This is a genomic window from Vibrio sp. 10N.286.51.B11, assembly GCF_041469245.1.
Classification (GTDB): domain Bacteria; phylum Pseudomonadota; class Gammaproteobacteria; order Enterobacterales; family Vibrionaceae; genus Vibrio; species Vibrio crassostreae_C.
The window spans coordinates 52,941-78,652 of record NZ_JBFRKI010000005.1 but is presented as its reverse complement, the minus strand read 5'-3'; the positions used below and the strand labels follow the sequence as shown (position 1 = coordinate 78,652).

22 protein-coding genes are annotated in these 25,712 nt (G+C 46.2%); 9 read left to right on the top strand and 13 right to left on the bottom strand.

The genetic code is table 11. From position 1 onward, the window contains the following. Nucleotides 1-85: 85 nt before the first annotated feature. Both AB4154_RS02400 and glpX read right to left on the bottom strand, forming a co-directional pair. Entirely contained in the window at nucleotides 86-706 is a 621-nt protein-coding gene (locus tag AB4154_RS02400) for a metalloregulator ArsR/SmtB family transcription factor (RefSeq protein WP_017063674.1), read from the bottom strand. Between the two features lie 198 nt (nucleotides 707-904). Beyond that, nucleotides 905-1,912 carry a class II fructose-bisphosphatase gene (gene glpX, locus AB4154_RS02395; RefSeq protein ID WP_017061153.1) on the bottom strand — a complete coding sequence of 336 codons (1,008 nt, stop codon included), beginning with the start codon at nucleotides 1,910-1,912 and terminating at the stop codon, nucleotides 905-907. A gap of 324 nt (nucleotides 1,913-2,236) precedes the next feature. On the opposite strand from glpX, the gene zapB reads away from it, so the two are divergent. Continuing rightward, nucleotides 2,237-2,479, top strand: a complete 243-nt coding sequence (zapB, locus tag AB4154_RS02390; RefSeq protein ID WP_008219652.1) for a cell division protein ZapB — start codon at nucleotides 2,237-2,239, stop codon at nucleotides 2,477-2,479. 97 nt (nucleotides 2,480-2,576) lie between these two features. Here the strand turns inward: zapB and rraA are convergent, their stop codons facing one another. From rraA to hslV, 4 genes are all read right to left on the bottom strand, one after another. Further along, a complete protein-coding gene (gene rraA / locus AB4154_RS02385; protein WP_372122104.1) occupies nucleotides 2,577-3,095 on the bottom strand; it encodes a ribonuclease E activity regulator RraA in 519 nt (172 codons plus the stop codon). Nucleotides 3,096-3,168: 73 nt separating this feature from the next. Then, nucleotides 3,169-4,086 (bottom strand): 1,4-dihydroxy-2-naphthoate polyprenyltransferase, encoded by a 918-nt coding sequence (locus tag AB4154_RS02380; protein WP_017061151.1) that lies wholly within the window; start codon nucleotides 4,084-4,086, stop codon nucleotides 3,169-3,171. A 155-nt stretch (nucleotides 4,087-4,241) separates the two neighbouring features. After that, nucleotides 4,242-5,582, bottom strand: coding sequence for an HslU--HslV peptidase ATPase subunit (hslU, locus tag AB4154_RS02375; protein WP_017061150.1), 1,341 nt, complete (start codon nucleotides 5,580-5,582; stop codon nucleotides 4,242-4,244). Between the two features lie 58 nt (nucleotides 5,583-5,640). Then, nucleotides 5,641-6,189: an ATP-dependent protease subunit HslV gene (hslV, locus tag AB4154_RS02370; RefSeq protein WP_004729692.1), complete on the bottom strand. Its 549-nt coding sequence runs from the start codon at nucleotides 6,187-6,189 to the stop codon at nucleotides 5,641-5,643. A 298-nt stretch (nucleotides 6,190-6,487) separates the two neighbouring features. Here hslV and AB4154_RS02365 point away from each other — a divergent pair, with 298 nt between their 5' ends. After that, entirely contained in the window at nucleotides 6,488-6,748 is a 261-nt protein-coding gene (locus tag AB4154_RS02365) for a hypothetical protein (RefSeq protein WP_017061149.1), read from the top strand. Between the two features lie 108 nt (nucleotides 6,749-6,856). Here AB4154_RS02365 and AB4154_RS02360 read toward each other — a convergent pair whose 3' ends face one another. From AB4154_RS02360 to priA, 3 genes are all read right to left on the bottom strand, one after another. Beyond that, entirely contained in the window at nucleotides 6,857-7,396 is a 540-nt protein-coding gene (locus tag AB4154_RS02360) for an SPOR domain-containing protein (RefSeq protein ID WP_017061148.1), read from the bottom strand. 122 nt (nucleotides 7,397-7,518) lie between these two features. Continuing rightward, nucleotides 7,519-8,523 carry a DNA-binding transcriptional regulator CytR gene (gene cytR, locus AB4154_RS02355; RefSeq protein ID WP_017061147.1) on the bottom strand — a complete coding sequence of 335 codons (1,005 nt, stop codon included), beginning with the start codon at nucleotides 8,521-8,523 and terminating at the stop codon, nucleotides 7,519-7,521. A gap of 240 nt (nucleotides 8,524-8,763) precedes the next feature. Further along, entirely contained in the window at nucleotides 8,764-10,965 is a 2,202-nt protein-coding gene (gene priA, locus AB4154_RS02350; RefSeq protein ID WP_102429021.1) for a primosomal protein N', read from the bottom strand. Nucleotides 10,966-11,297: 332 nt separating this feature from the next. Here priA and rpmE point away from each other — a divergent pair, with 332 nt between their 5' ends. After that, nucleotides 11,298-11,516, top strand: a complete 219-nt coding sequence (gene rpmE, locus AB4154_RS02345) for a 50S ribosomal protein L31 (RefSeq protein ID WP_004737142.1) — start codon at nucleotides 11,298-11,300, stop codon at nucleotides 11,514-11,516. Between the two features lie 334 nt (nucleotides 11,517-11,850). Beyond that, nucleotides 11,851-13,140, top strand: coding sequence for a malic enzyme-like NAD(P)-binding protein (locus AB4154_RS02340; protein WP_019821524.1), 1,290 nt, complete (start codon nucleotides 11,851-11,853; stop codon nucleotides 13,138-13,140). Nucleotides 13,141-13,305: 165 nt separating this feature from the next. Here AB4154_RS02340 and metJ read toward each other — a convergent pair whose 3' ends face one another. Then, on the bottom strand, nucleotides 13,306-13,626 hold the full coding sequence (gene metJ, locus AB4154_RS02335; protein ID WP_004415993.1) for a met regulon transcriptional regulator MetJ: 321 nt from the start codon (nucleotides 13,624-13,626) through the stop codon (nucleotides 13,306-13,308). Nucleotides 13,627-13,834: 208 nt separating this feature from the next. Here metJ and AB4154_RS02330 point away from each other — a divergent pair, with 208 nt between their 5' ends. The 3 genes from AB4154_RS02330 (at nucleotide 13,835) to metF (ending at nucleotide 18,627) form a co-directional block, all read left to right on the top strand. Next, nucleotides 13,835-15,016 (top strand): O-succinylhomoserine (thiol)-lyase, encoded by a 1,182-nt coding sequence (locus AB4154_RS02330; protein WP_372122102.1) that lies wholly within the window; start codon nucleotides 13,835-13,837, stop codon nucleotides 15,014-15,016. 2 nt (nucleotides 15,017-15,018) lie between these two features. Continuing rightward, nucleotides 15,019-17,430, top strand: a complete 2,412-nt coding sequence (locus AB4154_RS02325; RefSeq protein ID WP_372122100.1) for a bifunctional aspartate kinase/homoserine dehydrogenase II — start codon at nucleotides 15,019-15,021, stop codon at nucleotides 17,428-17,430. Nucleotides 17,431-17,727: 297 nt separating this feature from the next. Then, a complete protein-coding gene (metF, locus tag AB4154_RS02320; RefSeq protein ID WP_004729683.1) occupies nucleotides 17,728-18,627 on the top strand; it encodes a methylenetetrahydrofolate reductase in 900 nt (299 codons plus the stop codon). Nucleotides 18,628-18,751: 124 nt separating this feature from the next. Here the strand turns inward: metF and AB4154_RS02315 are convergent, their stop codons facing one another. The 3 genes from AB4154_RS02315 to argE all read right to left on the bottom strand — a co-directional run bounded on the left by AB4154_RS02315 (nucleotide 18,752) and on the right by argE (nucleotide 23,689). Continuing rightward, nucleotides 18,752-19,291, bottom strand: coding sequence for a PadR family transcriptional regulator (locus tag AB4154_RS02315; RefSeq protein ID WP_017061141.1), 540 nt, complete (start codon nucleotides 19,289-19,291; stop codon nucleotides 18,752-18,754). A gap of 372 nt (nucleotides 19,292-19,663) precedes the next feature. Beyond that, entirely contained in the window at nucleotides 19,664-22,300 is a 2,637-nt protein-coding gene (gene ppc, locus AB4154_RS02310) for a phosphoenolpyruvate carboxylase (RefSeq protein ID WP_017071318.1), read from the bottom strand. Nucleotides 22,301-22,552: 252 nt separating this feature from the next. Then, entirely contained in the window at nucleotides 22,553-23,689 is a 1,137-nt protein-coding gene (gene argE, locus AB4154_RS02305; RefSeq protein ID WP_009848891.1) for an acetylornithine deacetylase, read from the bottom strand. Between the two features lie 153 nt (nucleotides 23,690-23,842). On the opposite strand from argE, the gene argC reads away from it, so the two are divergent. Then, complete coding sequence (gene argC, locus AB4154_RS02300) at nucleotides 23,843-24,847, top strand: N-acetyl-gamma-glutamyl-phosphate reductase (protein ID WP_017063685.1); 1,005 nt, start codon at nucleotides 23,843-23,845, stop codon at nucleotides 24,845-24,847. Nucleotides 24,848-24,859: 12 nt separating this feature from the next. After that, on the top strand, nucleotides 24,860-25,648 hold the full coding sequence (argB, locus tag AB4154_RS02295; RefSeq protein WP_017063686.1) for an acetylglutamate kinase: 789 nt from the start codon (nucleotides 24,860-24,862) through the stop codon (nucleotides 25,646-25,648). Nucleotides 25,649-25,712: the final 64 nt, after the last annotated feature.

The following is a 25,712-nucleotide window of genomic DNA, read 5'->3' as shown; positions in this document are numbered from 1 at the left end:
TAAGCTTAAGAAAGAAATCTGTACAAATTTTAATCTATTTGTATTTTCTCAATATTGAGACGGTATTAGCCGATTACCTTTGCAATCAAAGGGCGGGTGTTAAGGTGTAAGTGCAGCGTCGTTCGCCAGCAATGATGTGCTCTGTACGGCTCACGTGACACTCATCTTTTAGTAACTCAGTAAACACGTTGAGCTCAGATTGGCACAGGCTAGGGCAGCGAGTTGCAGCCTTACAGATAGGGCAGTGGTTCTCAATCAAGATGTAGTGATCATCATGCTCTTGAAGCTCAGCCATGTAGCCTTCGTCTTCACGAAGCTGGGTGAGTTTTTTAAGCTTGCTGATGAGTGAATCACAGCCAGACAGCGCAGTTTGATACTGCTTAAGAGTGTGTTGTTCACGCTCGGCAGCAACCTTAGCCAGCCCTTCTTTACCAAATAGATTCTCGACAGCATCAATCACTTGAATGGTGAGTTCACCATGTCGGTCTGAAAATTGGTTATGACCTTGTTGAGTCAGGGACCAGTGGCGAGTCGGGCGACCCACTTTCACTTTCACATCATGAAACGCAAGAATACCGTCATCTTCCAGGCTTTGCAGATGTTGCCTTGCCCCCATTGTCGTCATGCCAAATTCTTCTGACAGTTGTTTCGCGGTTACCGCGCCTTGACGCTTAATGGTCTGTAAGATTCTGTCGCTTGTTTTCATACTATCCCTACCTAATGAACCTTACTATTATGAGGCAAGGTGTTTATAAAGCAAACCATTTACTATATTGATGATAATTTACTCTATAGATAGCGTTTTACTCTATTGGCTGCCATGGTCAGATTCTGGTGCGCTAATAAAACAAAAGGCTGATACTAGGTATCAGCCTTGGAATATTCTGTTTCACCGAATTTAGGCTTACAGGATATGACCTACTACTTCTGGATCTTTACGCTCTAGGTAGTGGATAGATTTGATGCGGCGAATTGTACGGCAGCGGCCACGGATAAGCAGGGTTTCTGTGGTTGCGATATTACCTTGACGAGAAATACCTTCTAGCAAGTCACCCTTAGTGATGCCTGTTGCTGAGAATACAACGTTGTCGCTGCGTGCCATGTCTTCCATCTTCAATACGATACCCGCCGTTACGCCCATTTCTGCGCAGCGCTCAAGTTCAAGTTCACCGTGCTTGCGGTTCTCTTCTGTGTCGCCTTTCACTTCGTGGCGAGGTAGAAGACGACCGTGCATGTCGCCGTCGAGTGCGCGAATTACCGCCGCCGAGACCACACCTTCAGGTGCGCCGCCGATGCAGTACATGACGTCTACTTCACTGTCTGGCATACAGGTTAAGATAGAAGCCGCAACATCACCGTCTGGCACAGCAAATACACGAACGCCCATTGCTTGCATGTCGGCGATGACTTGATCATGACGAGGCTTAGCAAGCGTGGTTACGACTAGAGTATCAAGTGTTTTACCTAGTGCTTTAGCGATGTTTTCTAGGTTTTCTGTTAGTGGCAGTTCTAGGTCAATCACGCCTTTAGCGCCAGGGCCAACAACCAACTTTTCCATGTACATATCAGGCGCTTTAAGGAAGCTGCCTTTTTCGCCCGCAGCCAATACAGCCAATGCATTTGATTGGCCCATTGCTGTCATGCGTGTCCCTTCAATTGGGTCAACTGCGATGTCGACAGCGTCGCCGCCCACACCTACGTTTTCGCCGATGTATAGCATAGGTGCATCATCGATTTCACCTTCGCCGATAACAATCTCACCGCTAATTTCGGTTTTGTTTAATAGGCTACGCATTACTTCTACAGCAGCGCCATCTGCAGCGTTTTTATCGCCACGGCCAAGCCACTTGTAACCAGCTAGTGCTGCACCTTCTGTGACACGAGAGAATGACATTGCTAAATCGCGTTTCATGCGGACTCCAAAATTTTCAAAGGGGGAATAGAAATTTCGCGGCGAATTTTACCATATCCAAAAGGAAACGTTTGCCTTTTTGTTTTTTGGAGATTGCTCTCGATCAATTCGCAGTGGAAAACAGTTATTATTCATCAAAATAATCGGTTTGCCGTTGTGGCGGTAATCGTTCACGTCAATATTCGGTAAAAAGCGCTGTTTTTTTCATCGAATGGCGCAAAATATCGAATATATTGAGTGTTTATCCTTGCTCTGCTGAGTAGAATGGGGAAATAAGTGGAGTGAACCTTCACCATCAAACGGATAACTTAAAGGTAGGCCAGAATGTCTTTTGAAGTACTAGAGCAGCTAGAAGCAAAAATTCAAACAGCAGTAGATACAATTGCACTTCTTCAAATGGAAGTGGAAGAGCTTAAAGAAGAGAAACAAGCACTAGCAACAGAAGCTGGTGAGCTTAAAGCAAGCCGTCACGAGCTAGAGCAAAAAACTCAGCAAATGCAGGAAGAGCATTCAGCATGGCAAGATCGCATCCGTAACCTTCTTGGTAAAATGGATGAAGTAGAGTAATCGACTCTTCAGATTTAAAAAAACGCCCGCTACTCAGTAGCGGGCGTTTTTGTTTGTGTTCTTATGATTTGTTTTATTATTTGAAGCTGAGTGAGAGTTACTCGACGTCTTCTTCCTCGACATCCAAATCGAGTTCTACATCTAGAGGTTCGGCAGAAAGAATGATGCCAGTGTTGTCTGCGTAGAGGTAATCTTCAGGTAAGAAGGTCACGCTGCCAAAGTTCACTGGAACGTCTAATTCACCGACACCTGCTTGGCTCGCACCAACAGGGATAGAAGCCAAGGCTTGGATACCTAGGTTCATGTCTTCAAGCTCATCGACTTCACGAACGCACCCGTAAACCACAATCCCTTCCCACTCATTGTCTTCGGCAAGTAGGGCTATCTCAGCATCGATCAGCGCTTTACGTAGTGAGCCGCCCCCATCGATTAACAACACACGCCCCAGACCGTCTTGCTCTAGTACAGAGCGAATCAAAGCGTTGTCTTCAAAACACTTTAATGTCGTGATCTGTCCTGCGAAGGATGCACGTCCACCGAAGTTGCTGAACATTGGCTCCACGACATCAACTTGATCCAAATATATGTCGCACAGTGCTGAAGTGTTGTATTCCATTAGTATACCTTTTGAACAATGAGCTTACTTTGAGTATATCGGCGCTTGATCCCTTTGCAATGATTAGTCTCATTTAACTCAATAGAGTTTGAGCTACGACAACCCCTGCAAACAATAGGTTAGTGACCAGTGAGCATTTCACAATCACGGGCATCATTGGTGCAATTTGCGCTGGCTTTTCGGTTTCCCAAACGGCTTTGCCATGCTTGTAAACAATAATAATGCTCAGCAAAAACGGCAGGCTGATCCAGACCGGCTTTTCTTGAATAAGCAGGTAGATAGCGAAAGACGCAAGGGCGAGGCCAAGCAGAGCAAAATGATAGTGTTTGGCTTTGCGTTGTCCTAGGCGAACCGCCATGGTGCGCTTACCACATTCGCTGTCGTTTTCGATATCACGCATGTTGTTGATATTGAGTACCGCAACCGCCATCAAGCCACAGCCCAATGCCGGAAGGAATAGGCTTGGTTCAACATGGCCAGTGTGCAAGAAGTAAGTCCCTGAAACACCTAATAAACCGAAGAAGATAAATACCGATAAGTCGCCAAGGCCAATATAGCCATAAGGCTTATTACCGACGGTATAAGCGATGGCAGCAACAATGGCTAATATGCCTAACGCAATGAAAGATAAGATACTTTCAATCGAGGTTAAGGCATGAAAAATAAGAATCAGCCCAGCGACCATAGTAAACACGATGTTGAGGATGATCGCTTGCTTCATGGTTTTCGCTGTTACCGCGCCAGATTGCATGGCACGTGTTGGCCCCAGACGATTTTCGTTGTCTGTGCCTTTTACGGCGTCGCCATAGTCATTGGCTAGGTTCGATAAAATCTGTAATAGGGTGGCGGTTAAAAATGCCAGTAGGGCTATCGATAAAGAAAACTGACCACCGGCGAACGCTAAACTACTTCCTGTAAGAATAGAGACAAGTGCGAGAGGCAGAGTTTTTGGTCGTGCGGCATCAAGCCAGATCAGTAGAGATTGTTTCATCGTAGGTCTAATTCTTTGTAAGTCTTCGTTTCATACTGTGATTTGAGTATACGCCCATTTTTCGGGTAATAAAAAGCCCACTCGAAAGTGGGCCTTGAATTCGCTTATTAGCTGCTATTTCTTTGAGATAGAGCAATAAGTTAGAGTTTGGTGTGCTACAGGATGAAGCGGCTTAGGTCTTCGTCTTCAACGAATTCGCCAAGTTTCGATGTTACGTAAGCTTCATCAATCACTAGCTTGCTGCCAGCTTTGTCTGTTGCTTCGAATGAAATCTCATCCATTAGACGCTCCATCACTGTGTGTAGACGACGCGCACCGATGTTCTCAGTGGTTTCGTTTACGCGCCATGCTGCGTCCGCAATCTGGTTGATGCCATCTTCAGTGAACTCAATGTTGACATCTTCTGTTTTCATTAGGGCAATGTATTGCTCTGTTAGAGATGCTTTTGGCTCAGTTAGGATGCGTTTGAAGTCATGTGCTGATAGTGCTTCAAGTTCTACGCGGATTGGTAGACGACCTTGTAGCTCAGGGATCAGGTCAGATGGCTTAGCCACTTGGAATGCGCCTGATGTGATAAACAAGATGTGGTCAGTTTTAACCATACCGTGCTTGGTTGATACTGTGCTGCCTTCGATAAGAGGCAGTAGGTCACGCTGAACACCTTCGCGAGATACATCTGGGCCTGAACTGTCGCCACGCTTACAGATTTTGTCGATCTCATCGATGAATACGATGCCGTTGTTTTCAGCGTTGAAGATCGCGTTCTCTTTCAGCTCTTCTTGGTTCACAAGCTTCGCAGCTTCTTCTTCCGTCAGTGCTTTGAATGCGTCTTTGATTTTCATCTTACGCTTTTTCTTGGTGTCGCCCGCTAGGTTTTGGAACATGCCTTGCAGCTGGTTTGTCATCTCTTCCATGCCTGGAGGTGACATGATTTCAACGCCCATTTGCGGTGCGGCTACATCAACTTCAATCTCTTTGTCATCTAGCTTACCTTCACGCAGTTTCTTGCGGAAAATCTGACGAGTGTTTGAAGAGGTTGTGTCTTCAGTTGATTGCTCGTTCTGACCCCAAGCATCACGCGCTGGTGGTAGAAGGGCATCAAGAATGCGTTCTTCAGCTTGTTCTTCAGCGCGGTATTGTACTTTTTCCATCGCTTGTTGGTGCGTCATCTTGATCGCAACGTCCGTTAGATCACGGATGATGGTTTCAACTTCTTTACCAACGTAACCCACTTCGGTGAACTTAGTCGCTTCTACCTTGATGAAAGGCGCGTTTGCTAATTTCGCTAGGCGGCGAGCGATTTCAGTTTTACCTACACCCGTTGGGCCAATCATCAGGATGTTTTTTGGCGATACTTCAACACGTAGGCTTTCTTCAAGCTGCATACGCCGCCAGCGGTTACGAAGAGCGATAGCCACTGAGCGCTTAGCGTTGTCTTGGCCGATAATGTGGCGATTGAGTTCGTGAACAATTTCGCGAGGAGTCATCTCAGACATGGTTTTTCCTTAATTCTTTAATCACTGTTGAATACAACGTTATTGATGGAAGCGGTCGTTACTCTGGCTTTGGCAGCTCAACGGTGCTTTCTAGTTCTTCAATAGTGTGGTGATGGTTGGTGAAGACACAGATGTCGCCTGCAATGTTCAGCGACTTTTCTGCGATTTCACGCGCATCTAAATCAGTATTTTCTAATAGTGCAGTAGCGGCTGCTTGAGCGAAGTTTCCGCCCGAACCGATCGCAATCAGGTCGTTCTCAGGTTGAACTACGTCACCGTTACCTGTGATGATCAGTGAAGCGGTCTCATCCGCTACTGCTAACAGTGCTTCTAACTTACGTAGAGCACGGTCGCTACGCCAATCCTTCGCTAGCTCAACTGCCGCTTTGGTGAGATGGCCTTGGTGCATTTGCAGCTTGCTTTCAAATTTTTCGAATAGCGTGAAAGCATCAGCCGTACCGCCAGCAAAACCGGCCAGTACTTTGTTGTTGTATAGGCGACGTACTTTACGGGCGTTGCCCTTCATTACTGTATTGCCCAGAGATACTTGTCCATCACCCGCGATGACGACTTTATTATTACGACGTACAGATACAATGGTAGTCACGAGTCGACCTCTTTTGATTATTATTTATGGTTACTACTTATATGTGGCTCCACTATCATGAATTCAAGTGCCACTTTTAATGGTATGTCATATCAAAAAAACTAAATGTTACCAGTTGTTTCAAACATCCATTACCTGTTGAGCCTATGTGTGGCAAGGGTTGGTGGGTTAATAGTTTGTGATAAATATAAAAAAAGATAAAACAAATTTCTAACGTGAAATGGTTAACACTTTTTGTTTGATTTATAAGGAATGATGTTCACTAATCAGTGGTATTCACTGCATAAGGAGTAGTGTGATGAATAGTGACAATATCAGTTTTTTTAATAGAGATATGGATCTGGATGAGCTGTCTATACTGCATCATCTGATGTATCAGGAGGCGGGCGAGTGTTCAACAGAACATCTAAAAAACTCGGTCAACGTTTTTCTTAAACGTCCATTTCCTAACGTTTTAGCGCACTTGGATTTTTTTGGTTACATCGAGATAAATAAGGAGCAGGTCTACCTGACTGACTTTGGGCTTGAGTACTACGAACAAGTACCTCAGTTTCGTTAAAACGCACTCTTTTGATTAACATACTGGTATTGCTTGTGCGATGAACTATTGAACGCTTTCAAACAGCAATAGGGGGAATCCTCTTCCCCCTATTATATATTGAGTTGATTAAGACCCGTCTTTCCAAATAGCGCAAGGTTCAATTTTCGCTCGTTGCAGCTTATGGCGATCGCGTTCTGCGTCACGCTTCAACTTGTATGGCCCTAAAACCACACGGTACCAGCTACTGCCATCTTTCTTGCGGATCTCACTTGAGATACCTTGGAAGGCAATATCCAACTTACGTGCTTCTGCCTGCGACGAGGTTTTGTAAGCGCCACACTGCATGATGTAAGGGATCTTAGAGATCTGTTGCTCTTTGGCTTTTACTTCAATCTCGCGGCTTGGCAGCGTTTCAACGTAGTCCCACTTCTCTTCAGGAGGTGGCGGAATCACTTTCGCTGGTTTTGGCTTAGGTTTTGGTTTGGTTGCCACAGGCGTTGGTGCAGGCGGCTCAGGATCATTACTCAATAGGTAAAGTCCGTAACCAAAACCACCGGCAAGGAGGATCGCCAAAAGACCACTGCGCCAAGGTTTACGGCGAGGGGCTTGTTTTTTGGTCGGTTTTTTCGTGCCACGACCGCGCTTTACATAATCTCTATTAGCCACAAGACAATTCAATAGTTGCTGATTCTGCCCTCATGGTAATCCAGATTGCGCGAGGATAATAGTGCAGAAATGGAAGCGGCACATCAAAATGTGCCGCAGATTTATAAGGGTATTTCTAAGGGTTATATTCGAGGTGGCGCTGTACTGCCTCGAACCACTAATTTAGCTTCAAGCAGACGCGAACCTGCTTGCACATCGTTGCCTTTTAATAGATCAAGCATCATCAACATCGCTTGGCGTCCAATCTCATAACGAGGCTGAGAAATGGTGGTTAGCGGTGGATCGCAGTATTGAGCGAATTGGATGTCATCGAAGCCGACAATCGATAGGTCTTGAGGAACGCGCAAGCCCAGCTTCTTCGTTTCTTGAATCGCACCAATCGCCATCGCATCGTTGTGACAGAAGATAGCTGTAGGTTGTTCAGGAAGTGCCAGTAATTGACGAACCGCTTGAGCGCCCGCTTCAAAGGTGAAGTCACCGACCGTGCTATAGGCTGGATTCATTGAGACTCCGGCGCGACGCAGCGCTTGCTGGTAGCCTTGTTGGCGGAACTTACACAGTGTTGCCGATACTGGTCCTGAAATTTGAGCAATACGCTTATGACCTAACTGAGCTAGGTAGTTCACCGCTTCAAAGGCAGAGGTCAGGTTATCGATGTGTACCGTAGGCAGTTCAAGCTCAGGGGCAAACTCACACGCCATTACCATCGGCGGTAAATTCTTTTGTTCAGGTTTGCTGACATCAAACGGATGGTCAGTACCCAGCAGCAACATGCCGTCGGCTTGTTTGGTGAAAACTAAGTTAACAAACGAAGACTCGCGCTTCTTTTGCTGGCCGCTATCACCCAGTAGAACAAGGTAATCATTTTCTACTGCGGCATCTTCGATACCACGAATGATCTCGGCGAAATAAGGGTCACAGATATCAGGAACAATAGTGATGATGGTTTTTGATTCGTTGCGACGTAAGTTTCTAGCTAATGTATTGGGTGAGTATCCAGCTTCAAGTACTGCTGTTTCTACTCGTTTGCGAGTCGAAACTGAGACTTTCTCAGGGTTCATCAATGCACGTGATACCGTGGCTGTTGAGACGCCTGCTAGCTGGGCAACATCCTTCATTGTCGCCATAAATTAAACCCTCTTTTAAGTTCCTTTGTCGCCTAAGCATCTAAGGCGTGAATAATAAATGTAATCGAATAGATATTATGAAAGTGTTGCTAACACTTTTTTTATTGCAATATTTTATTCGTTTAATCCGTGTAAAGTTACGGCTAGATTAACAAAAATCACATGACTAGTGTGAAGTTGCTCACGAGAAATATGAAATATTTGTGAACAAACTTATCATTAGTTTTAACCCAAGTGGGTTTAACTCAAATCTTGCGGCTCAATATCGAGTGACCAGCGAACTTTTTTCGCAGCAGGTAACATATTGATGGCCGGCTTGGCACTCATCAATAGCTTCTGCATTAACGAGCGCGTCTGAGTTTGTAAGATTAACTGCCAGCGCGATTTGCCCGCTCGTTTTGCTAACGGAGCCGGGGTTGGCCCTAACACCATGCAATATTGGTCAAACAGAGGGTGCGATTCCAATGTGTGACGAACCTGACGCAAGAACTCTTCCACCAAGCGAGTGTCATTGGCTTCTGCTCTAAACAGCGTCATAAAGGTATAGGGCGGTAACATTGCTTGCTTACGCTCTGCCAGTGCCGTCTGAGCAAAGTGGTTATAGTCTTTGTGTAGCAAGGCTTGCAACAACCCATGTTCTGGGTGGTGAGTCTGTAAGATCACTTCACCGGGTTTGCTTGCTCGTCCTGCGCGTCCCGCTACTTGGATGAATAGCTGGGCAAGACGTTCAGAGGCACGGAAGTCACTACTATATAAAGAGCCATCCACATCCAATAACGCCACAAGTGTCACGTCAGGGAAATGGTGACCCTTAGCAAGCATCTGCGTGCCGATAAGAATTTGGAATTCACCCTTACGAATCGACTCGAGCGCGCTTTCTAAGCTGCCTTTACGGCGGGTGCTGTCGCGGTCAATACGAATGGTTTTGTATTCAGGGAATAGTTGACCAAGTTGAGCTTCTAACTGCTCGGTCCCGACACCCACTGTCACTAAGTTTGCAGACCCACAGCCTTGGCAATTGTGCACGATATGCTGCTGAGAACCACAGTGGTGGCAGCGCATCTCATTGCTGTATTGGTGATAGGTGTAGTAAGCATCGCAACGTTTACACTCGGCTGTCCAACCACAATCGTGACACATTAATGCCGGAGAAAACCCTCGACGATTGAGGAACAGCATCACTTGGTTGCCAGCTTTGAGGTGTCTTTGCATCTCTGCAATTAACGACGCAGACAAACCACTTTCTAGATATTCACCTTTAACATCCAACACCTTATTGGTGGTCGGCAGTGCGACACCTGCACGTGAAGTCAGGGTGAGATAACTGTATTTACCTATTTGAGCGTTGTGCAGTGTTTCAAATGCTGGAGTTGCAGAGCCTAACACAACCGGGATCTGCGCTTTGTGCGCACGCATGATCGCCACATCACGAGCGTGGTAGCGCAGGCTATCTTGCTGTTTATAAGACGCGTCGTGTTCTTCATCGACAATGATAATACCTAGGTCAGCAAATGGCGTGAACAGAGCTGAACGGGTACCAATCACGATGCCTGCTATTTTATCGCGCGCCGATAACCACGCATTCAGGCGTTCTGAATCGTTTAAACCTGAGTGGATAACCTCAACAGGCACATTAAAGCGTCGCTTAAAGCGGTTAATCGTTTGAGGAGTGAGACCAATCTCGGGCACGAGCACTAACGCTTGTTTACCTTGATCGAGAATCGGCTTAATCATATTCAGGTAAACCTCGGTCTTACCTGAGCCAGTAACGCCCTCTAACAGGAAACAACCAAAGTCGGTTTGGCTATTTACGGTCGCAATCGCGATGGCTTGTTCGGCATTGAGCTTAGGTTTGTCTTGGTCATTCTCAAGTTCAACTGGCCATGGCTGACGTTTTGGCTTTTTCTCTACTGATTCAATCCAGCCTTTCTCTTCTAGCGTTTTGAGTACGGCACTGCCAACTTCTTCATCAATGAACTCTTGATGAGGAACCGGACCGTGCTCAAGCATGTGCATCACTTTGGCTTGCTTGACCGCGCGACCAAAACCTTGCATCAGTTGGTCTTTGCCTGATGGTGTTAACTGCCACTCAACCAGCGTCGCGAAGTCGGCGGCTTTGCCTTTTCTTAGAGCGCTCGGAAGGGCGTTAGCAAAGGTTTCGCCAAGGGGGTACTGATAAAACTGACTGCACCACATTAACAGTGAATAGACAGATTCCGGCCAAACGGGTTGGTTGTCTAATAAGGCTTTAATGGGCTTGAGCTTATCTAGCTCGAATTCTGATTCGTTAACCAGAGCCGTGACAATCCCAGTTAAGGTTTGTCGTCCAAAAGGCACAGAGACGCGACCACCAATAATCGGGAATAGGTGGTTTGGAATCTTGTAATCGAACTGCTTGTCGAGTGGAACAGGCAGTGCCACGCGGGCAATCATTGGACGCATAAAGGGACGGCTTTATCTGAGTTGACGAGAGCGAACAGTCTAAAGGATAAGGCGGTTAAATTCGAGAAGCAGTTTGGATGAAGGCGGCGAGTTAGCGTATACCGACAACGACAGCCCGAAATCTCAGGCCGATAAAGGAAATAAAGAGAGAATTGGTGAAAAATGTATCAAATCGGTTGATCCTGCTTTATAGATTCATTACTATACTGCGCCTTAAAGGTATGGCTTCATCACTCTTTTGTGTCGATGCGGTGTCTTTATTTCTTTTTTTAAACTACGTGTGGTGTGCGGCTTAGAATCGTATAGCGACACGGCCTACTTGAGGTTATCCCATGAAAGCTGGAATCCACCCAGAATACAAAGCAGTTACTGCAACTTGTTCTTGCGGCAACACATTTGAGTTCAACTCAACGCTAGCAAAAGAATCAATCCACCTAGACGTATGTGACAAATGTCACCCGTTCTACACTGGTAAGCAACGTATCGTAGATACTGGCGGCCGTGTTGATCGCTTCAACAAGCGTTTCGGTGCTCTTTCTAGCAAGAAGTAATTCTCGCTATTTAGACATGAAAAAGGACACTTCGGTGTCCTTTTTTGTTGCCTGTAATTTGAGAAAGCACTGACTTCTATTCAAGCATCACTCTCACCCAACGATAAGTTGCCTCTCTATTCTATTTCAGGGCAATTCCTTGCGTATCTCTCTTCACCAAAATTCAGCACGAAACTTCAACAAGCGATAGTAATTTCAACTGCTCACTGGTCTTATTAGTAGTGAAATCTCGTTTTTTAATGAGACAGAGGCTTCAACCACCTAGGAACTTTGAAGTACATCCATTAACATGAACAAGATCCCCCAAATAATAATATCCTAGGAACCTACACCTATGTCTGAAGACAGCAGCCAAGCTCAATCCTCTCAAGAATTATCACCTCAAGAACAATTCCGTCAGCAAGCTCTTGATTACCATGAGTTCCCAATTCCAGGCAAAATTGCCGTAGAACTGACGAAGCCTGCAAACTCTGCAGAAGACCTAGCACTTGCATACAGCCCAGGCGTGGCTGAGCCTGTTCGCGAGATCGCACAGAACGTTGATAACGTTTATAAGTACACAGGTAAAGGCAACATGGTTGCAGTTATCTCTAACGGTACAGCGATTCTTGGCCTAGGTAACCTTGGCCCTATTGCTTCTAAACCTGTTATGGAAGGCAAAGCGCTCCTGTTTAAGCGTTTTGCTGGTTTAGATTCTATCGATATTGAAGTAAAACACCGCACAATCGATGAGTTCGTTGATACAGTTGCGAATATCGCAGATACATTCGGCGGTATTAACCTGGAAGACATCAAAGCACCAGACTGTTTTGAGATTGAACGTCGCCTGATTGAGCGTTGTGATGTACCGGTATTCCACGATGACCAACACGGTACTGCGATTGTAACGGCAGCGGGTATGTTGAACGCGATCGAACTTCAAGGTAAGAAACTTGAAGAGTGTAAGATCGTTTGTTTAGGTGCTGGCGCAGCAGCGGTTGCATGTATGGAACTACTGATTAAGTGTGGCGCTCAGCGTGAGAAGATTTACATGCTTGACCGTAAAGGGGTGATTCACACTCGTCGTGATGATCTGAACGAATACAAAGAGCTATTCGCAAACAACACGGATAAGCGCACACTTGAAGATGTTATCGAAGGCGCTGACCTGTTCTTAGGTGTATCGGGTCCTAACCTACTGCCTGCTGAAGCACTAACGTTGATGGCTGATAAGCCAGTTGTGTTTGCATGTTCAAACCCAGATCCAGAGATCAAACCTGAGCTTGCACACGAAGTTCGTTCTGACCTTATCATGGGTACAGGCCGTAGTGATTACCCTAACCAAGTAAACAACGTACTTTGTTTCCCATTCATTTTCCGTGGTGCATTAGATGTGCGTGCAAGCGAAATCAATGACGAAATGAAGCTAGCGGCGGTTAAAGCGATTCGTGAACTGGCGAAAGAAGCAGTTCCAGCTGAAGTACTAGCAGCGGCGGGTGAGACCGCACTGGAATTTGGTAAAGGCTACATCATTCCTAAGCCAATGGACCCACGTCTACTTCCTCGCGTAGCACGAGCAGTTGCGGAAGCGGCTGTTGAATCTGGCGTAGCTCGTATCGAGATGCCTGCTAACTACATGGCGTAGTAGCTGCTGCTCTATTGAGAGAAAAGAATAATAAAAAACCGACTCATCTGGAGTCGGTTTTTTTATGTCTATCATTCGCAGCGTAGTCATAAAAACGCAATGCATAATGTGATAGATAGGGTCAGCTATAGCGAATCAATAATGAAGGCAGTGACTGAGTTGTTTTTATTCTTCGTCAAACGCTTCGAACTCGATACCCATTTCTGTCATCAGTTTTTTAACTTCAGCAGGGATATCGTCAGGACGATCTTTACGAAGGTCTTCATCCGTTGGTAGTGGTTGGCCTGTGTACGCATGTAGAAAGGCTTCGCACAGTAGCTCACTGTTTGTTGCATGGCGTAGGTTATTAATCTGGCGGCGAGTACGCTCATCAGTTAGAACCTTTAACACTTTTAGAGGGATAGAAACTGTAATTTTCTTTACTTGTTCGCTTTTCTTTCCATGCTCAGCATATGGGCTTATGTATTCACCATTCCAGTCGGCCATTGCGTACCTTCATCACTTTAGTTGTTAGAATAAATTAATAGTGGTGATTTTAGCGGGATTTACTGCCATAAGCAAAGACATATAGACGTCTAGAAGTGTTGACGTCTCACGTTTATGAAAGTAAAGTGAATAACATATATCTAACACAGCCGCAAAATGCCGACAAGCAGCTGTGATTCTCAGACGCAAAACTTGTAAGGAAGCACCTATGAGCAGCCGGAAGCCAGCAACCATCGCAGTACGTACTGGTATCGAGTCAGACACGCAACACCATGCCGTTGTCCCACCTATTTATCTTTCGACTAACTATGGGTTTCCCGCTTTTGGTGAAGTGCCAAAGTACGATTACACCCGTTCTGGTAACCCAAACCGCGGTTTACTAGAAACGGCACTGTTTGAGCTTGAATCGGGCAAAGGCGCGGTGGTCACTAACTGTGGTACTTCGGCGCTTAACTTATGGATTTCTGCTTTCTTAGGTGGCGATGATCTTATTATTGCACCGCATGACTGCTACGGCGGTACTTACCGTCTGTTTAACACTCGCTCGCTAAAAGGTGACTTCAAAGTTCTGTTCGTTGATCAATCGGATCAAGCAGCGTTGGATGCGGCGATCGCGCTCAAGCCAAAGTTGATCTTAATCGAAACGCCATCGAACCCGTTGGTTCGTGTGGTTGATATTGCAGAGACTTGCCGTAAAGCGAAAGAGGTTGGTGCTCTGGTTGCTGTCGATAACACATTTTTGACGCCTGTGTTCCAAAAGCCTTTAGAGCTGGGTGCTGATTTTGTTATCCACTCAACCACCAAATACATCAACGGACACTCGGATGTTATTGGTGGCGTTGTGGTCACTAAAACTGAAGAGCACGCGGAAGAGCTTGCATGGTGGGGCAACTGTATTGGTGCGACCGGAACACCATTTGATAGTTACATGACTCTACGTGGTATTCGTACGCTAGGTGCGCGTATGCGTGTTCACGAAGATAGTTCACGTGAAATTCTGACGGCTCTGCAACAACAAGATCTGGTGGGCACTATTTACCACCCAAGCCTTCCTGAACATCCGGGTCATGATATCGCGAAGAAACAGCAATCGGGCTTTGGTTCCATGCTCAGTTTTGAGTTTGCGGGCTCATTCGAGGCGCTTAAATACTTTGTTGATAAGTTAGAGCTGTTTTCTTTGGCAGAATCATTGGGCGGTGTTGAAAGCCTGATTTGTCACCCTGCGTCGATGACTCACCGCGCGATGGGTGAAGAAGCCTTAGCAGAAGCGGGTGTTTCTCAGCAACTACTGCGTCTATCTGTTGGCCTTGAAGATGCAGAAGACCTAATCGATGACCTCAAGCAAGCGTTTGAAAGAACACAGCGCTTTATCGCTGAAGGGGAGGGTTAATAATGGCAACCTTTCGCCAGCTACATAAATTTGGTGGCAGCAGTTTAGCGAATCCTGAATGTTACCAACGCGTGGTCAACATTCTTAGAGAATACTCATCAGCATCTGATTTGGTGGTGGTATCGGCAGCAGGCAAAACAACCAACCGTTTGATTGAATTTGTTGAAGCGCTCGACAAAGATGGTCGTATTGCCCATGAATGCCTACAAGCACTTCGTCAGTTCCAACTCGATCTGATTGAAGCACTGCTTGAGGGTGAATCAGCCGCACAACTTACTTCAACCATTCAACAAGAATTTACCGCTTTGGGTGAGCTAACGGCTCCCTTGAGCGAAGCACAAAAAGCAAAAGTGCTTGGACACGGTGAGGTTTGGTCTTCACGTCTACTCGCGGCTTTGTTGTGCCAGCATGATTTACAAGCCGTTGCTCAAGATGCGCGTGCTTTTTTACGTGCAGAAGTGGGCGCTCAGCCTGAAGTCGACCGCGCACGTTCTTACCCTCTGATCAAAGAAGCCTTGGCGCAGCATGCACATTGCCGCGTGGTGATTACGGGCTTTATGGCTCAGAACTGCGAGGGTGAAACGGTATTGCTTGGCCGTAACGGTTCGGATTACTCAGCAACCGTGATTGGTGCTTTGGCTGAAGTTGAACGTGTGACGATTTGGAGTGATGTGGCAGGCGTTTACAGCGCTGACCCTCGTCTGGTTTCAGATGCGTGTCTATTGCCTCTACTTCGCCTTGATGAAGCCAGCGAATTGGCTCGTCTTGCCGCTCCAGTGCTTCACAGCCGAACGCTACAGCCTGTGGCTCAAAGTGCTATGGATCTCAGCTTACGCTGCAGCTATCAGCCGGAGGCGGGCTCTACACAGATCGAGCGTGTACTGGCATCGGGTCGTGGCGCAAAAATCATTACCTCTTTGGATGAAGTGCTTATCGTGCAACTGACCTTTGGTCACGGCCATGATTTCGACCGTCTAGAGAGTGAAGTGCTTGAAGGGCTTAAGCGTGCTCAACTTGAGCCGCTTGCTTATGAGCTTGAACCGGATCAACACTGTTTGCGTCTTGCCTACACAGAAGAGATCGCTGGTGGTGCATTAGAATATCTCCAAGACCATGCGATTGAAGCGGAAATTAAGCTAAAAGAAGGTTTCTCTCTGATTGCTGCAGTGGGTGCGGGTGTGACTAAGAACCCTAACCATTGCTACGGTTTCTACCAGCAGCTTAAGAGCTCGCCGGTTGAGTTCATCTCAGAAGCGAACTCAGGCTTAAGCTTGGTGGCTGTGATTCGTAAGAGTGAAACATCAAGTCTAGTGAAAGGCATTCATTCTCAACTGTTCCAAGCGCAGAAGCGTGTTGCGATTGCCTTGTGTGGTAAGGGCAATATTGGTTCAAGCTGGTTAAGCCTGTTTGCTGAGCAAAAAGCGGAACTTGAAAAGCGCCGTGGAATGAACTTTGAATTGGTTGCCGTGGTTGATAGCCAAACCTATTGGTTCGACGATCAAGGCATTGATGCGACTTCGGTAGGTAAGCGCTTTGACGACGAAGCTATTGCTAACAATGGTAACGACTGGTTAGAGCGTTTGGGCTCTATTCAAGGTTATGACGAAGCAGTGGTTCTGGATGTGACTGCGAGCCCAGTGCTTGCAGCAAAGTATCTGCAAATCGCACAACAAGGTATTCACCTAATCTCGGCGAACAAGGTGGCAGGTTCTGCATCGAGCGAGTATTACCATCAAGTACAAGATGCTTTCGCTAAGATCAGCCGTCATTGGTTGTACAACGCGACAGTGGGTGCTGGATTGCCGATTAACCACACGGTACGTGACCTACGTGAAAGTGGCGATGACATCATTGCGTTGTCTGGCATTTTCTCGGGCACGTTGTCTTGGTTGTTCCAACAGTTTGATGGCACCGTACCGTTCAGCGAGTTGGTTGACTTAGCATGGCAACAAGGCCTTACGGAACCTGACCCTCGTGCTGACCTAGATGGCTCAGACGTGATGCGTAAGCTGGTGATTCTGGCGCGTGAATCTGGTTTGGATATCGAACCTGAAAACGTAAAAGTGGAATCACTGGTACCTGAAGAGTTGCAAGACCTGTCGGTAGATGACTTCTTTGATAAGGCTTCTGTGCTAAGCGAAGAGTTGGCGGAGCGCTTAGAGAAAGCGCACTCTCAACAGAAGGTTCTGCGTTACGTAGCGCGTTTAGAGAAGAATGGTAAGGCAACCGTAGGTGTTGAAGCCCTATCTAAAGAACACGCTCTAGCGAACTTGCTGCCTTGCGATAACATCTTTGCGATTGAGAGCAAATGGTACAAAGATAATCCGTTGGTTATTCGTGGCCCAGGTGCCGGTCGTGAAGTAACGGCAGGTGCAATTCAATCTGATCTAAACAGAATGTCTAGTCTGTTCTGATACTCATATCGGTTGGTTTGAAACTCAGATCAATTGTTTTAGTACGTAAATGGCATACTATTCACTAAGATAAATAAGGCTGAAAGCACGATGTGTTTTTCAGCCTTTTTTCTACATTATTTCTGCTTTGCGACCCATCTAACGACTTGAGTTTTACTCACGATCTACTTGAGAAAAATTCATAATGGATCTGTTGACATTAAATCGTATTCAATACATTCTACAGACATATAGACGTCTAAACGTCGTTTAAGGATTTGAGTTTTTAGTGGTTGCTTTTGCCACAGGGAGAGTAAGATGGGATACACACACGCTAGTCATATCGACGCTTTAAATCAGAATATCGCTGAGCTTTCTGACAACATCAATGTGTCATTTGAGTTTTTTCCACCGAGCAGTGAGAAGATGGAAGAGACCCTGTGGAACTCTGTTCACCGCCTTAAAACACTTCAACCAAAATTTGTATCGGTAACTTACGGTGCAAACTCGGGTGAACGTGACCGTACCCACTCAATCATTAAAGAAATTAAAAACCAAACCGGCCTAGTGGCTGCACCGCACCTAACGTGTATTGATGCAAGCCGTGAAGAGCTGATTCAAATTGCCGACGATTACTGGGCAAATGGTATCGAGAGTATTGTTGCGCTACGTGGTGATATTCCAGCAGGCGGCGGCGCGCCAGAGATGTACGCATCTGACCTAGTCGAGCTACTTAAATCTCGCCACGATTTTGATATCTCAGTAGCGGCATTCCCTGAGGTTCACCCTGAAGCAAAAAGCGCTCAATCTGATCTTATTAACCTAAAGCGTAAAGTGGATGCGGGTGCCAACCGTGCCATCACTCAGTTCTTCTTTGATGTAGAGAGCTACCTACGCTTTCGTGACCGCTGTGTAGCGGCTGGCGTTGATGTTGAGATTGTACCGGGCATTCTGCCGGTTTCTAACTTCAAGCAAGCATCTCGCTTTGCTGCGATGAACAACGTAAAAGTACCGGGCTGGATGGCGAAGCAGTTTGAAGGTTTGGATGATGATCCAACGACTCGTCAGCTTGTTGGTGCTAGCCAAGCAATTGATATGGTTCGTACACTGAGCCGTGAAGGTGTGAAAGATTTCCACTTCTACACGCTAAACCGTGCAGAAATGACTTATGCACTTTGCCATACGCTAGGTGTTCGTCCGCAAGTCGCTGCGCTGTAAGAAAAGTCTAAGAAGTAAAGCCTAAGCACTTGTAAAAAGCCTCTGGCAGTAACATTTCAAATCCTATAGATACAAAAAAGGCTTGGACTCATAGAGTTCAAGCCTTTTGCTTTTCTAGCTTAACTTAAGCTAGAGCGCCAAGTTCAAGCAGTACTTCTTCAGCCCATACAATCCATGCTTCACGGATAAGTAGGTTACGACGAAGTGTTAGACGCTCAAGGCGTGCTTGCTTGTCTAGTGTCGATGGCGTTGCGTAGTAAGCTGCTTCGATTTCACGGTAGTGAGAAACCAGTTTGCGAGACTCTTCTACTAGCTCAGCAAGTTGTACACGGTAAGCGTCAGAAGGTTGTACAGCACAAGCCATTAGCTTAGCTGAGAACTCGTCACGAACGGTTGGGTGTGCAGTTGGTTGTTCAAACCATTCACCTAGCGCGCCACGGCCAGCATCAGTGATAGAGTAAACTTTACGATCAGGTTTGCCTTCTTGAGGCTCAAGCACGCAAGTTACCTGGTCGTTCTGAGCCATTTTATTTAGCTCGCGGTAAACTTGTTGATGGCTAGCTTTCCAGAAGTAACCAATGCTTGCGGAGAATTCTTTTGTGATATCGTAACCAGTAGCATCGCGTGTACTTAAAACGGTTAGAATTACGTGTGGTAATGACATGTCTGAAATCCAAATGGTAAACAGTAAACAAATACTTAAACAACAAGTGTGCTTCTAATGGCACGTTATATTGGTTATGTCTAAGTAGCACCAACTCATCGGTTGGTTATGTCACCTTACAAAGCCGTTTATCACCTAGGTTGACCAGTTTATTGGTCAAGATGCTGCAGATTATTTTTTGGAGTGTTTCCGCAGCGGAGCAGTAGTATATCTAAATAATAAGCATAAAGTAGAATACATGGACAAAATAACCCAAAAAACTGGCAAAATACTCACTAGTGGTTATTTTGCAAAATAAAAAGGTCGCACGTGGCGACCTTTTGTTCTTTTTTTAGATATAAATGCTGATCAGGTTATAGTAGGAATCACTAATTAACCAGTGTTTCGCATACCTGCTGCAATGCCTGCAATCGTCACCATTAGCGCTTCTTCAAGCTCTGCTGGTGGTGTTTCACACTTACGAGTACGGTAAAGCAGTTCAGCTTGAAGCATGTTTAGTGGCTCAACGTAGATGTTACGTAGGCGGATTGACTCAAGTCCCCAAGGGTCGCTCTGCATTAGGTTCTCGTTGTTCTCAACATTTAGCACGGCTTTGATGTCTTTTTGCAGCTGTTCACGCAGTAACTCACCTAATGGTAATAGCTCTTCGTCAACAAGGCGTTGGTCGTAGTACTTAGCGATTTCCATGTTGCACTTCGAGTACACCATTTCCAACATACCGAGACGGGTAGAGAAGAACGGCCACTCGCGACACATCTCTTCGAGCAGGGCTTGATGGCCTTGATCTACAGAGTACTGAATCGCTTCACCAGCGCCTAACCATGCAGGCAGTACCAAACGGTTTTGGCTCCAAGAGAAGATCCATGGAATCGCACGTAGGCTTTCTACGCCGCCGTTCGGGTTACGTTTCGCAGGGCGAGAGCCAAGAGGCAGTTTACCTAGCTCCAGTTCAGGTGTCGCTTGACGGAAGTAAGGTACGAATTTCTCTTCGCCACGAACCACGTTGCGGTAAGCCTCACAAGATACTTGAGATAGCACTTCCATTAGGTCGCGCCACTCTTGTTTTGGCTCAGGTGGCGGCAGAAGGTTCGCCTCTAGAATCGCGCTTGCGTAAAGGTTGAAGCTGTTTACAGCAACGTCTGGTAAGCCAAGTTTAAAGCGGATCATTTCGCCTTGCTCTGTTACACGTAAACCGCCTTTCAAGCTCTTAGGTGGCTGAGAAAGAAGAGCAGCGTGCGCCGGAGCACCACCACGACCAACCGTACCGCCACGACCGTGGAATAGAGTCAGTTCAATGCCTTCTTCATCACAAACCTTAACCAGTTTGTCCATTGCATCATATTGAGCCCAACCTGCAGACATTACGCCCGCATCTTTCGCTGAGTCAGAGTATCCGATCATCACCATTTGGTGGTTCTGGATAAAGCCACGGTACAAGTCGATGCTCATTAGCTGTTTCATTACTGCTTCTGAGTTGTTCAAGTCGTCTAGCGTTTCGAACAGCGGACATACGTCCATGCGGTATGGGCAGCCACATTCTTGCAGTAGTAAGTGAACAGCCAGTACATCTGATGCAGTACGAGCCATAGAAATTACGTAAGCACCGAAGGCTTCACGAGGTTGAGCAGCAATAACCTTGCAGGTGTCTAAAACCTCTTTAACCTGTTCAGATGGCTCCCAATCGCGAGGAAGAAGCGGACGCTTAGAGCTTAATTCATTGGTTAAGAAAGCAATCTTGTCTTGCTCGTTCCATTGGTCGTAGTCGCCAATGCCTAGGTAGCGAGTCAGTTCAGACAGTACATCTGAGTGACGAGTACTTTCTTGACGAACATCGAGACGAACTAGGTGTACACCGAACGCTTTTAGGCGGCGCAGAGTATCAAGCAGAGAACCGTCTGCGATTACGCCCATGCCACATTCGTGCAGCGATTGGTAACATGCGTAAAGCGGTGTCCAAAGTTGGTCGATGTTCTGTAGTGTTTCTTTCTTCGGTACTTCAGCATCATGCAGTTTTGCATCGAGCACTTCTAACGTGTTGTTCAGCAGAGTACGTAGGCTCTTTAGGATTGCTCGGTAAGCTTCATGCTCATCACCCGCTAGTTCACGAACGGCATCATTACACTTAGTCATCGATAGTTCGGTAATCAGCTCGTTTACGTCACCTAGGTAAAGGTCAGCGGCTTTCCAGCGAGATAGGCGCAGTACTTCTTTGGTGATGGTGTGCGTTACGAATGGGTTACCATCGCGATCACCGCCCATCCAAGATGAGAAGTGTACCGGGCGCGCATCAATTGGTAGACCTTCACCAAGGTAGCCTTTTAGTCGGCCGTCCATTTCACGTAGGAAATCTGGAACAGCTTCCCAAAGTGAGTTTTCAACAACCGCAAAGCCCCATTTCGCTTCATCAAGTGGCGTAGGGCGTTGCTGACGAATCACATCTGAGTGCCAACCTTGAGCGATCAGTTGCTCTAGGCGGCGTTCGGTTTTCACGCGCTCTTTGTGTGATAGGTCGCTTAATTCTAATTTAGACAGACACTCGTTGATCTTAACTAGCTTGTTGATCATGGTGCGACGAGTGATTTCTGTTGGGTGTGCAGTCAGAACGAGTTCAATGTTCAGGTCGCGAACGGCTTGAGCCGCGTCTAGCTTGCTGATGTCATTCTGGTTTAATTTGGAAAATAGAGATTGCAGCACGTCTGGTTCACAAACATGCTCCTCACAGTGGCGAGAGATGGTGTGGTACTGCTCTGCCATGTTGGTGAGGTTGAGAAATTGGTTAAATGCACGAGCAACAGGAGTGAGTTGTTCGTTCGGCAGGTTTTTGATTTCTTCAACTAGGCTGTCACGGTCAGCTTTGTTGCCTGCGCGGGCGGATTTGGAAAGTTTACGGATAGTCTCCACTTTCTCTAAGATAACGTCACCATGTGCATCTTGGATTGTGTTACCTAGCAAGCGTCCCAGCATGCTTACGTTACTCTTGAGAGCGGCGTATTTCTCGTTCATTGTCATCCTGCCTCGTAAAAAAATTACATCCATTGTTCCTTGTTAAGTACACAATCTAGCGAAAAGTGCTGTATCTAGTCAAATAAAGCATTCTAAGTTTGCAATTATTAGTTTTCGAAATGCGGGAGAAGTAAATTTCCCAATAGTTCGGAATTAAAGTGAAATTTAATTACAAGATCAGGCTGTGTCTGGGATAACAGAATAAAAGCCACCTTTTCGGGTAGCTTTTATACGAAAATATTGGAAGAAAAGTAATAACTAGAAACAATATTTGCGGATCGACTTACTCAGAACATCAATCGTTGGATCGATAAAATCGAAGCTTAGGAACTCATCTGGTTGGTGAGCTTGGTCGATTGAGCCTGGACCCAGCACTAAGGTTGGGCAAAGTTCTTGAAGGAAAGGTGCTTCTGTACAGTAGTTCACGGTTTGTGATTCAGTTTCGCAAACTGATTCCATGCCACCGATAAATGGATGGTCATGTTGGCACTCGTAACCCGGGATAGGTTCGTGCAGTGGCGTAATCTCAATTCTGCCCGGCCATTTTGCTTCTACTTCTTTGAGTGCGCTGCGCAGCATGTTATCCAAACCATCTAAGCTGATACCCGGTAAAGGACGTACATCGTAGTGCAGCTCACAGCAACCACAGATACGGTTCGCGCTGTCGCCACCGTGAATATGGCCAAGGTTTAGAGTGGGGCTTGGAATTGCGAAACCCGGGTGGTGATACTCTTTGACTAGCTTGTCACGCAGTTGCATTAAAGCGAACAACACTTCATGCATGATCTCGATGGCGTTGACACCTAATGCAGGATCAGAAGAGTGACCTGATTTACCCGTTACTCGCACAGCGTTAGCAACATGGCCTTTATGGCCACGAATCGGCACAAGGCTGGTTGGCTCACCAATAATGCAGTAATCCGGTTTAAACGGTGCATTTTCAGTGAAATGACGCGCACCCAGCATGGTGGTCTCTTCGTCACAGGTTGCCAATACATATAGCGGCTTGGTCTGTTTGCTCCAATCCATCTTCTTTGCCGCTTCATAAACGAAAGCGAAAAAGCCTTTCATATCGGCTGTGCCTAATCCATAGAAGCGATTGTTGTGTTCTGTTAGTGCGTGAGGGTCGAAGTTCCAACGTCCTTCATCAAATGGCACTGTGTCGCTGTGTCCTGCGAGTAGCAAGCCACCTTCGCCCGATCCCATCTTAGCGACCATATTATGCTTGCCGGGTTCGACTTCCACGACTTCAACGCTAAAGCCTACGTCTTTAAACCATTGAGCCATTTTTTCGATCACTTTCTCGTTGCCATGATCCCAGCTTGGATCGGTCGAGCTAATAGAGTCTGTGGAAATTAGGCCTTTGTAGACCTCAAGAAAACTCGGTAATTGCATAATAACTTCACTTCTACTATTGACAGGAAAACCATAAGTCGGTAAAACACATATTAAATCATATTTAATGCATAAGAAATCAAATAAAGCTAAAAATTAAGTATGAATAGTCAAATTTGAAATGTAACTTACCTCAAAAATGGATGTGTTGAGATGTTGAAAACCACGATCATTGGCGCAAGCGGCTACACAGGAGCAGAACTGGCTCTAATGATAAACAGACACCCTGAGCTCACGCTATCAGGTTTATATGTCTCAGCCAATAGTGTAGACGCAGGTAAACCTATTGCGGCACTGCACGGTAAGTTAGCTGGTTTGATTGATATGCCAGTACAACCTTTAACAAATCCGGAAGAAGTAGCTAAACAGTCTGATGTGATTTTCTTAGCCACTGCACACGAAGTCAGTCACGACCTAGCGCCAATCTTTCTAGAGAACGATTGCCAAGTGTTCGACCTATCGGGTGCATTCAGAGTTAAAGGCGAAAACTTCTATCAAGAGTTTTACGGTTTTGAACATCAACACGAACAATGGCTAGACAAAGCGGCTTACGGTTTAGCGGAATGGAACGAACAAGAAATTAAAGAAGCTCAGCTTGTCGCTGTCGCGGGTTGTTACCCAACGGCATCACAACTGGCGATTAAACCTTTGGTTGAGGCCAAGTTACTGGATGAAAACCAATGGCCAGTGATTAACGCGACTAGCGGTGTGACTGGTGCAGGCCGCAAGGCAACGATGGTTAACAGCTTCTGCGAAGTAAGCCTGCAAGCTTATGGCGTCTTCAATCACCGTCATCAACCTGAAATGGCTGCACATTTAGGATGTGATGTGATTTTCACTCCACACCTCGGCAACTTTAAGCGCGGTATTTTAGCGACCATCACCATGAAACTGGCTGAAGGCGTGACAGAACAACAGATACAAGATGCCTTTGAACAAGCTTACCAAGGTAAACCAGCAGTGAGACTACTCGAAGAGACACTGCCAAGAATTCAAGATGTAGAACAGACACCTTTCTGCGACTTAGGTTGGAAGGTTCAAGGTCAACACATCATCGTTGTTTCAGCGATTGATAACTTATTAAAGGGTGCATCTAGCCAAGCGATGCAGTGTTTAAATTTACGTTATGGTTTTGCGCCATTAACTGCGTTAGTGTAAGGAAATCTAGATATGAGCCTTAATAATCAACCATTAATCATAAAGTTAGGTGGCGCTGCGCTATCTTGTGGTGAAACACTTAGCAAGTTATTTGGTGCTATCTCTGCTTACCAACAACAGGCACAACGACCAATCGTGATTGTTCACGGTGGCGGTTACCTTGTTGATGATTTGATGAATAAGTTGAATCTAGAAACCGTTAAGAAAGAAGGGCTACGTGTTACTCCTTATGATCAGATCCCTGTGATCGCTGGTGCACTAGCGGGCACGGCCAACAAACTACTTCAAGGTCAGGCAATTAAAGACGGTATCAATGCCGTTGGTTTAAGCCTAGCAGACGGTGGTTTATGCAAAGTGAGCGAACTGAACCCTGAACTGGGCGCGGTAGGAAAAGCGGAGCCGGGCGACTCAACCGTTCTGCAAGCGATTCTTAATGCGGGCGCACTGCCAATCATTAGCTCAATTGGTCTTACTGAGCAAGGTCAACTGATGAACGTCAATGCCGACCAAGCTGCGGTTGCCGTTGCGGGCGCACTTGATGCTGAACTGGTACTGCTTTCTGATGTAAGTGGTGTGTTGGATGGCAAAGGCCACCTCATTCCAAGTCTTAATCAACAGCAAGCCGATGACCTTATTGCCGGCAAAGTGATTACCGACGGCATGATCGTTAAGGTTCAAGCTGCACTAGAAGCCGCTAACGACCTTGGACGACCAATCGAAGTTGCCACTTGGCGATACCCAGAAAAGCTAACACAACTGTTTTCAGGTAAAAGCATAGGAACACAGTTTTTACCTCAGTAGGTCTCACAACGAGTCACTACTTAAAGAATTTAGACAAATTAAATAAACATATAATTATGAAGTC

Bases quoted from the DNA above. Each gene is read 5' to 3' on its own strand.
- AB4154_RS02330 (WP_372122102.1), top strand. From the start codon at position 13,835: ATGAGCAGCCGGAAGCCAGCAACCATCGCAGTACGTACTGGTATCGAG.
- zapB (WP_008219652.1), top strand. From the start codon at position 2,237: ATGTCTTTTGAAGTACTAGAGCAGCTAGAAGCAAAAATTCAAACAGCA.
- rpmE (WP_004737142.1), top strand. From the start codon at position 11,298: ATGAAAGCTGGAATCCACCCAGAATACAAAGCAGTTACTGCAACTTGT.
- metF (WP_004729683.1), top strand. From the start codon at position 17,728: ATGGGATACACACACGCTAGTCATATCGACGCTTTAAATCAGAATATC.
- AB4154_RS02400 (WP_017063674.1), bottom strand. From the start codon at position 706: ATGAAAACAAGCGACAGAATCTTACAGACCATTAAGCGTCAAGGCGCG.
- AB4154_RS02365 (WP_017061149.1), top strand. From the start codon at position 6,488: ATGAATAGTGACAATATCAGTTTTTTTAATAGAGATATGGATCTGGAT.
- argE (WP_009848891.1), bottom strand. From the start codon at position 23,689: ATGCAATTACCGAGTTTTCTTGAGGTCTACAAAGGCCTAATTTCCACA.
- metJ (WP_004415993.1), bottom strand. From the start codon at position 13,626: ATGGCCGACTGGAATGGTGAATACATAAGCCCATATGCTGAGCATGGA.
- argC (WP_017063685.1), top strand. From the start codon at position 23,843: ATGTTGAAAACCACGATCATTGGCGCAAGCGGCTACACAGGAGCAGAA.
- argB (WP_017063686.1), top strand. From the start codon at position 24,860: ATGAGCCTTAATAATCAACCATTAATCATAAAGTTAGGTGGCGCTGCG.
- ppc (WP_017071318.1), bottom strand. From the start codon at position 22,300: ATGACAATGAACGAGAAATACGCCGCTCTCAAGAGTAACGTAAGCATG.
- AB4154_RS02325 (WP_372122100.1), top strand. From the start codon at position 15,019: ATGGCAACCTTTCGCCAGCTACATAAATTTGGTGGCAGCAGTTTAGCG.
- hslU (WP_017061150.1), bottom strand. From the start codon at position 5,582: ATGTCTGAGATGACTCCTCGCGAAATTGTTCACGAACTCAATCGCCAC.
- cytR (WP_017061147.1), bottom strand. From the start codon at position 8,523: ATGGCGACAATGAAGGATGTTGCCCAGCTAGCAGGCGTCTCAACAGCC.
- glpX (WP_017061153.1), bottom strand. From the start codon at position 1,912: ATGAAACGCGATTTAGCAATGTCATTCTCTCGTGTCACAGAAGGTGCA.
- AB4154_RS02380 (WP_017061151.1), bottom strand. From the start codon at position 4,086: ATGAAACAATCTCTACTGATCTGGCTTGATGCCGCACGACCAAAAACT.
- AB4154_RS02340 (WP_019821524.1), top strand. From the start codon at position 11,851: ATGTCTGAAGACAGCAGCCAAGCTCAATCCTCTCAAGAATTATCACCT.
- rraA (WP_372122104.1), bottom strand. From the start codon at position 3,095: ATGGAATACAACACTTCAGCACTGTGCGACATATATTTGGATCAAGTT.
- AB4154_RS02315 (WP_017061141.1), bottom strand. From the start codon at position 19,291: ATGTCATTACCACACGTAATTCTAACCGTTTTAAGTACACGCGATGCT.
- priA (WP_102429021.1), bottom strand. From the start codon at position 10,965: ATGCGTCCAATGATTGCCCGCGTGGCACTGCCTGTTCCACTCGACAAG.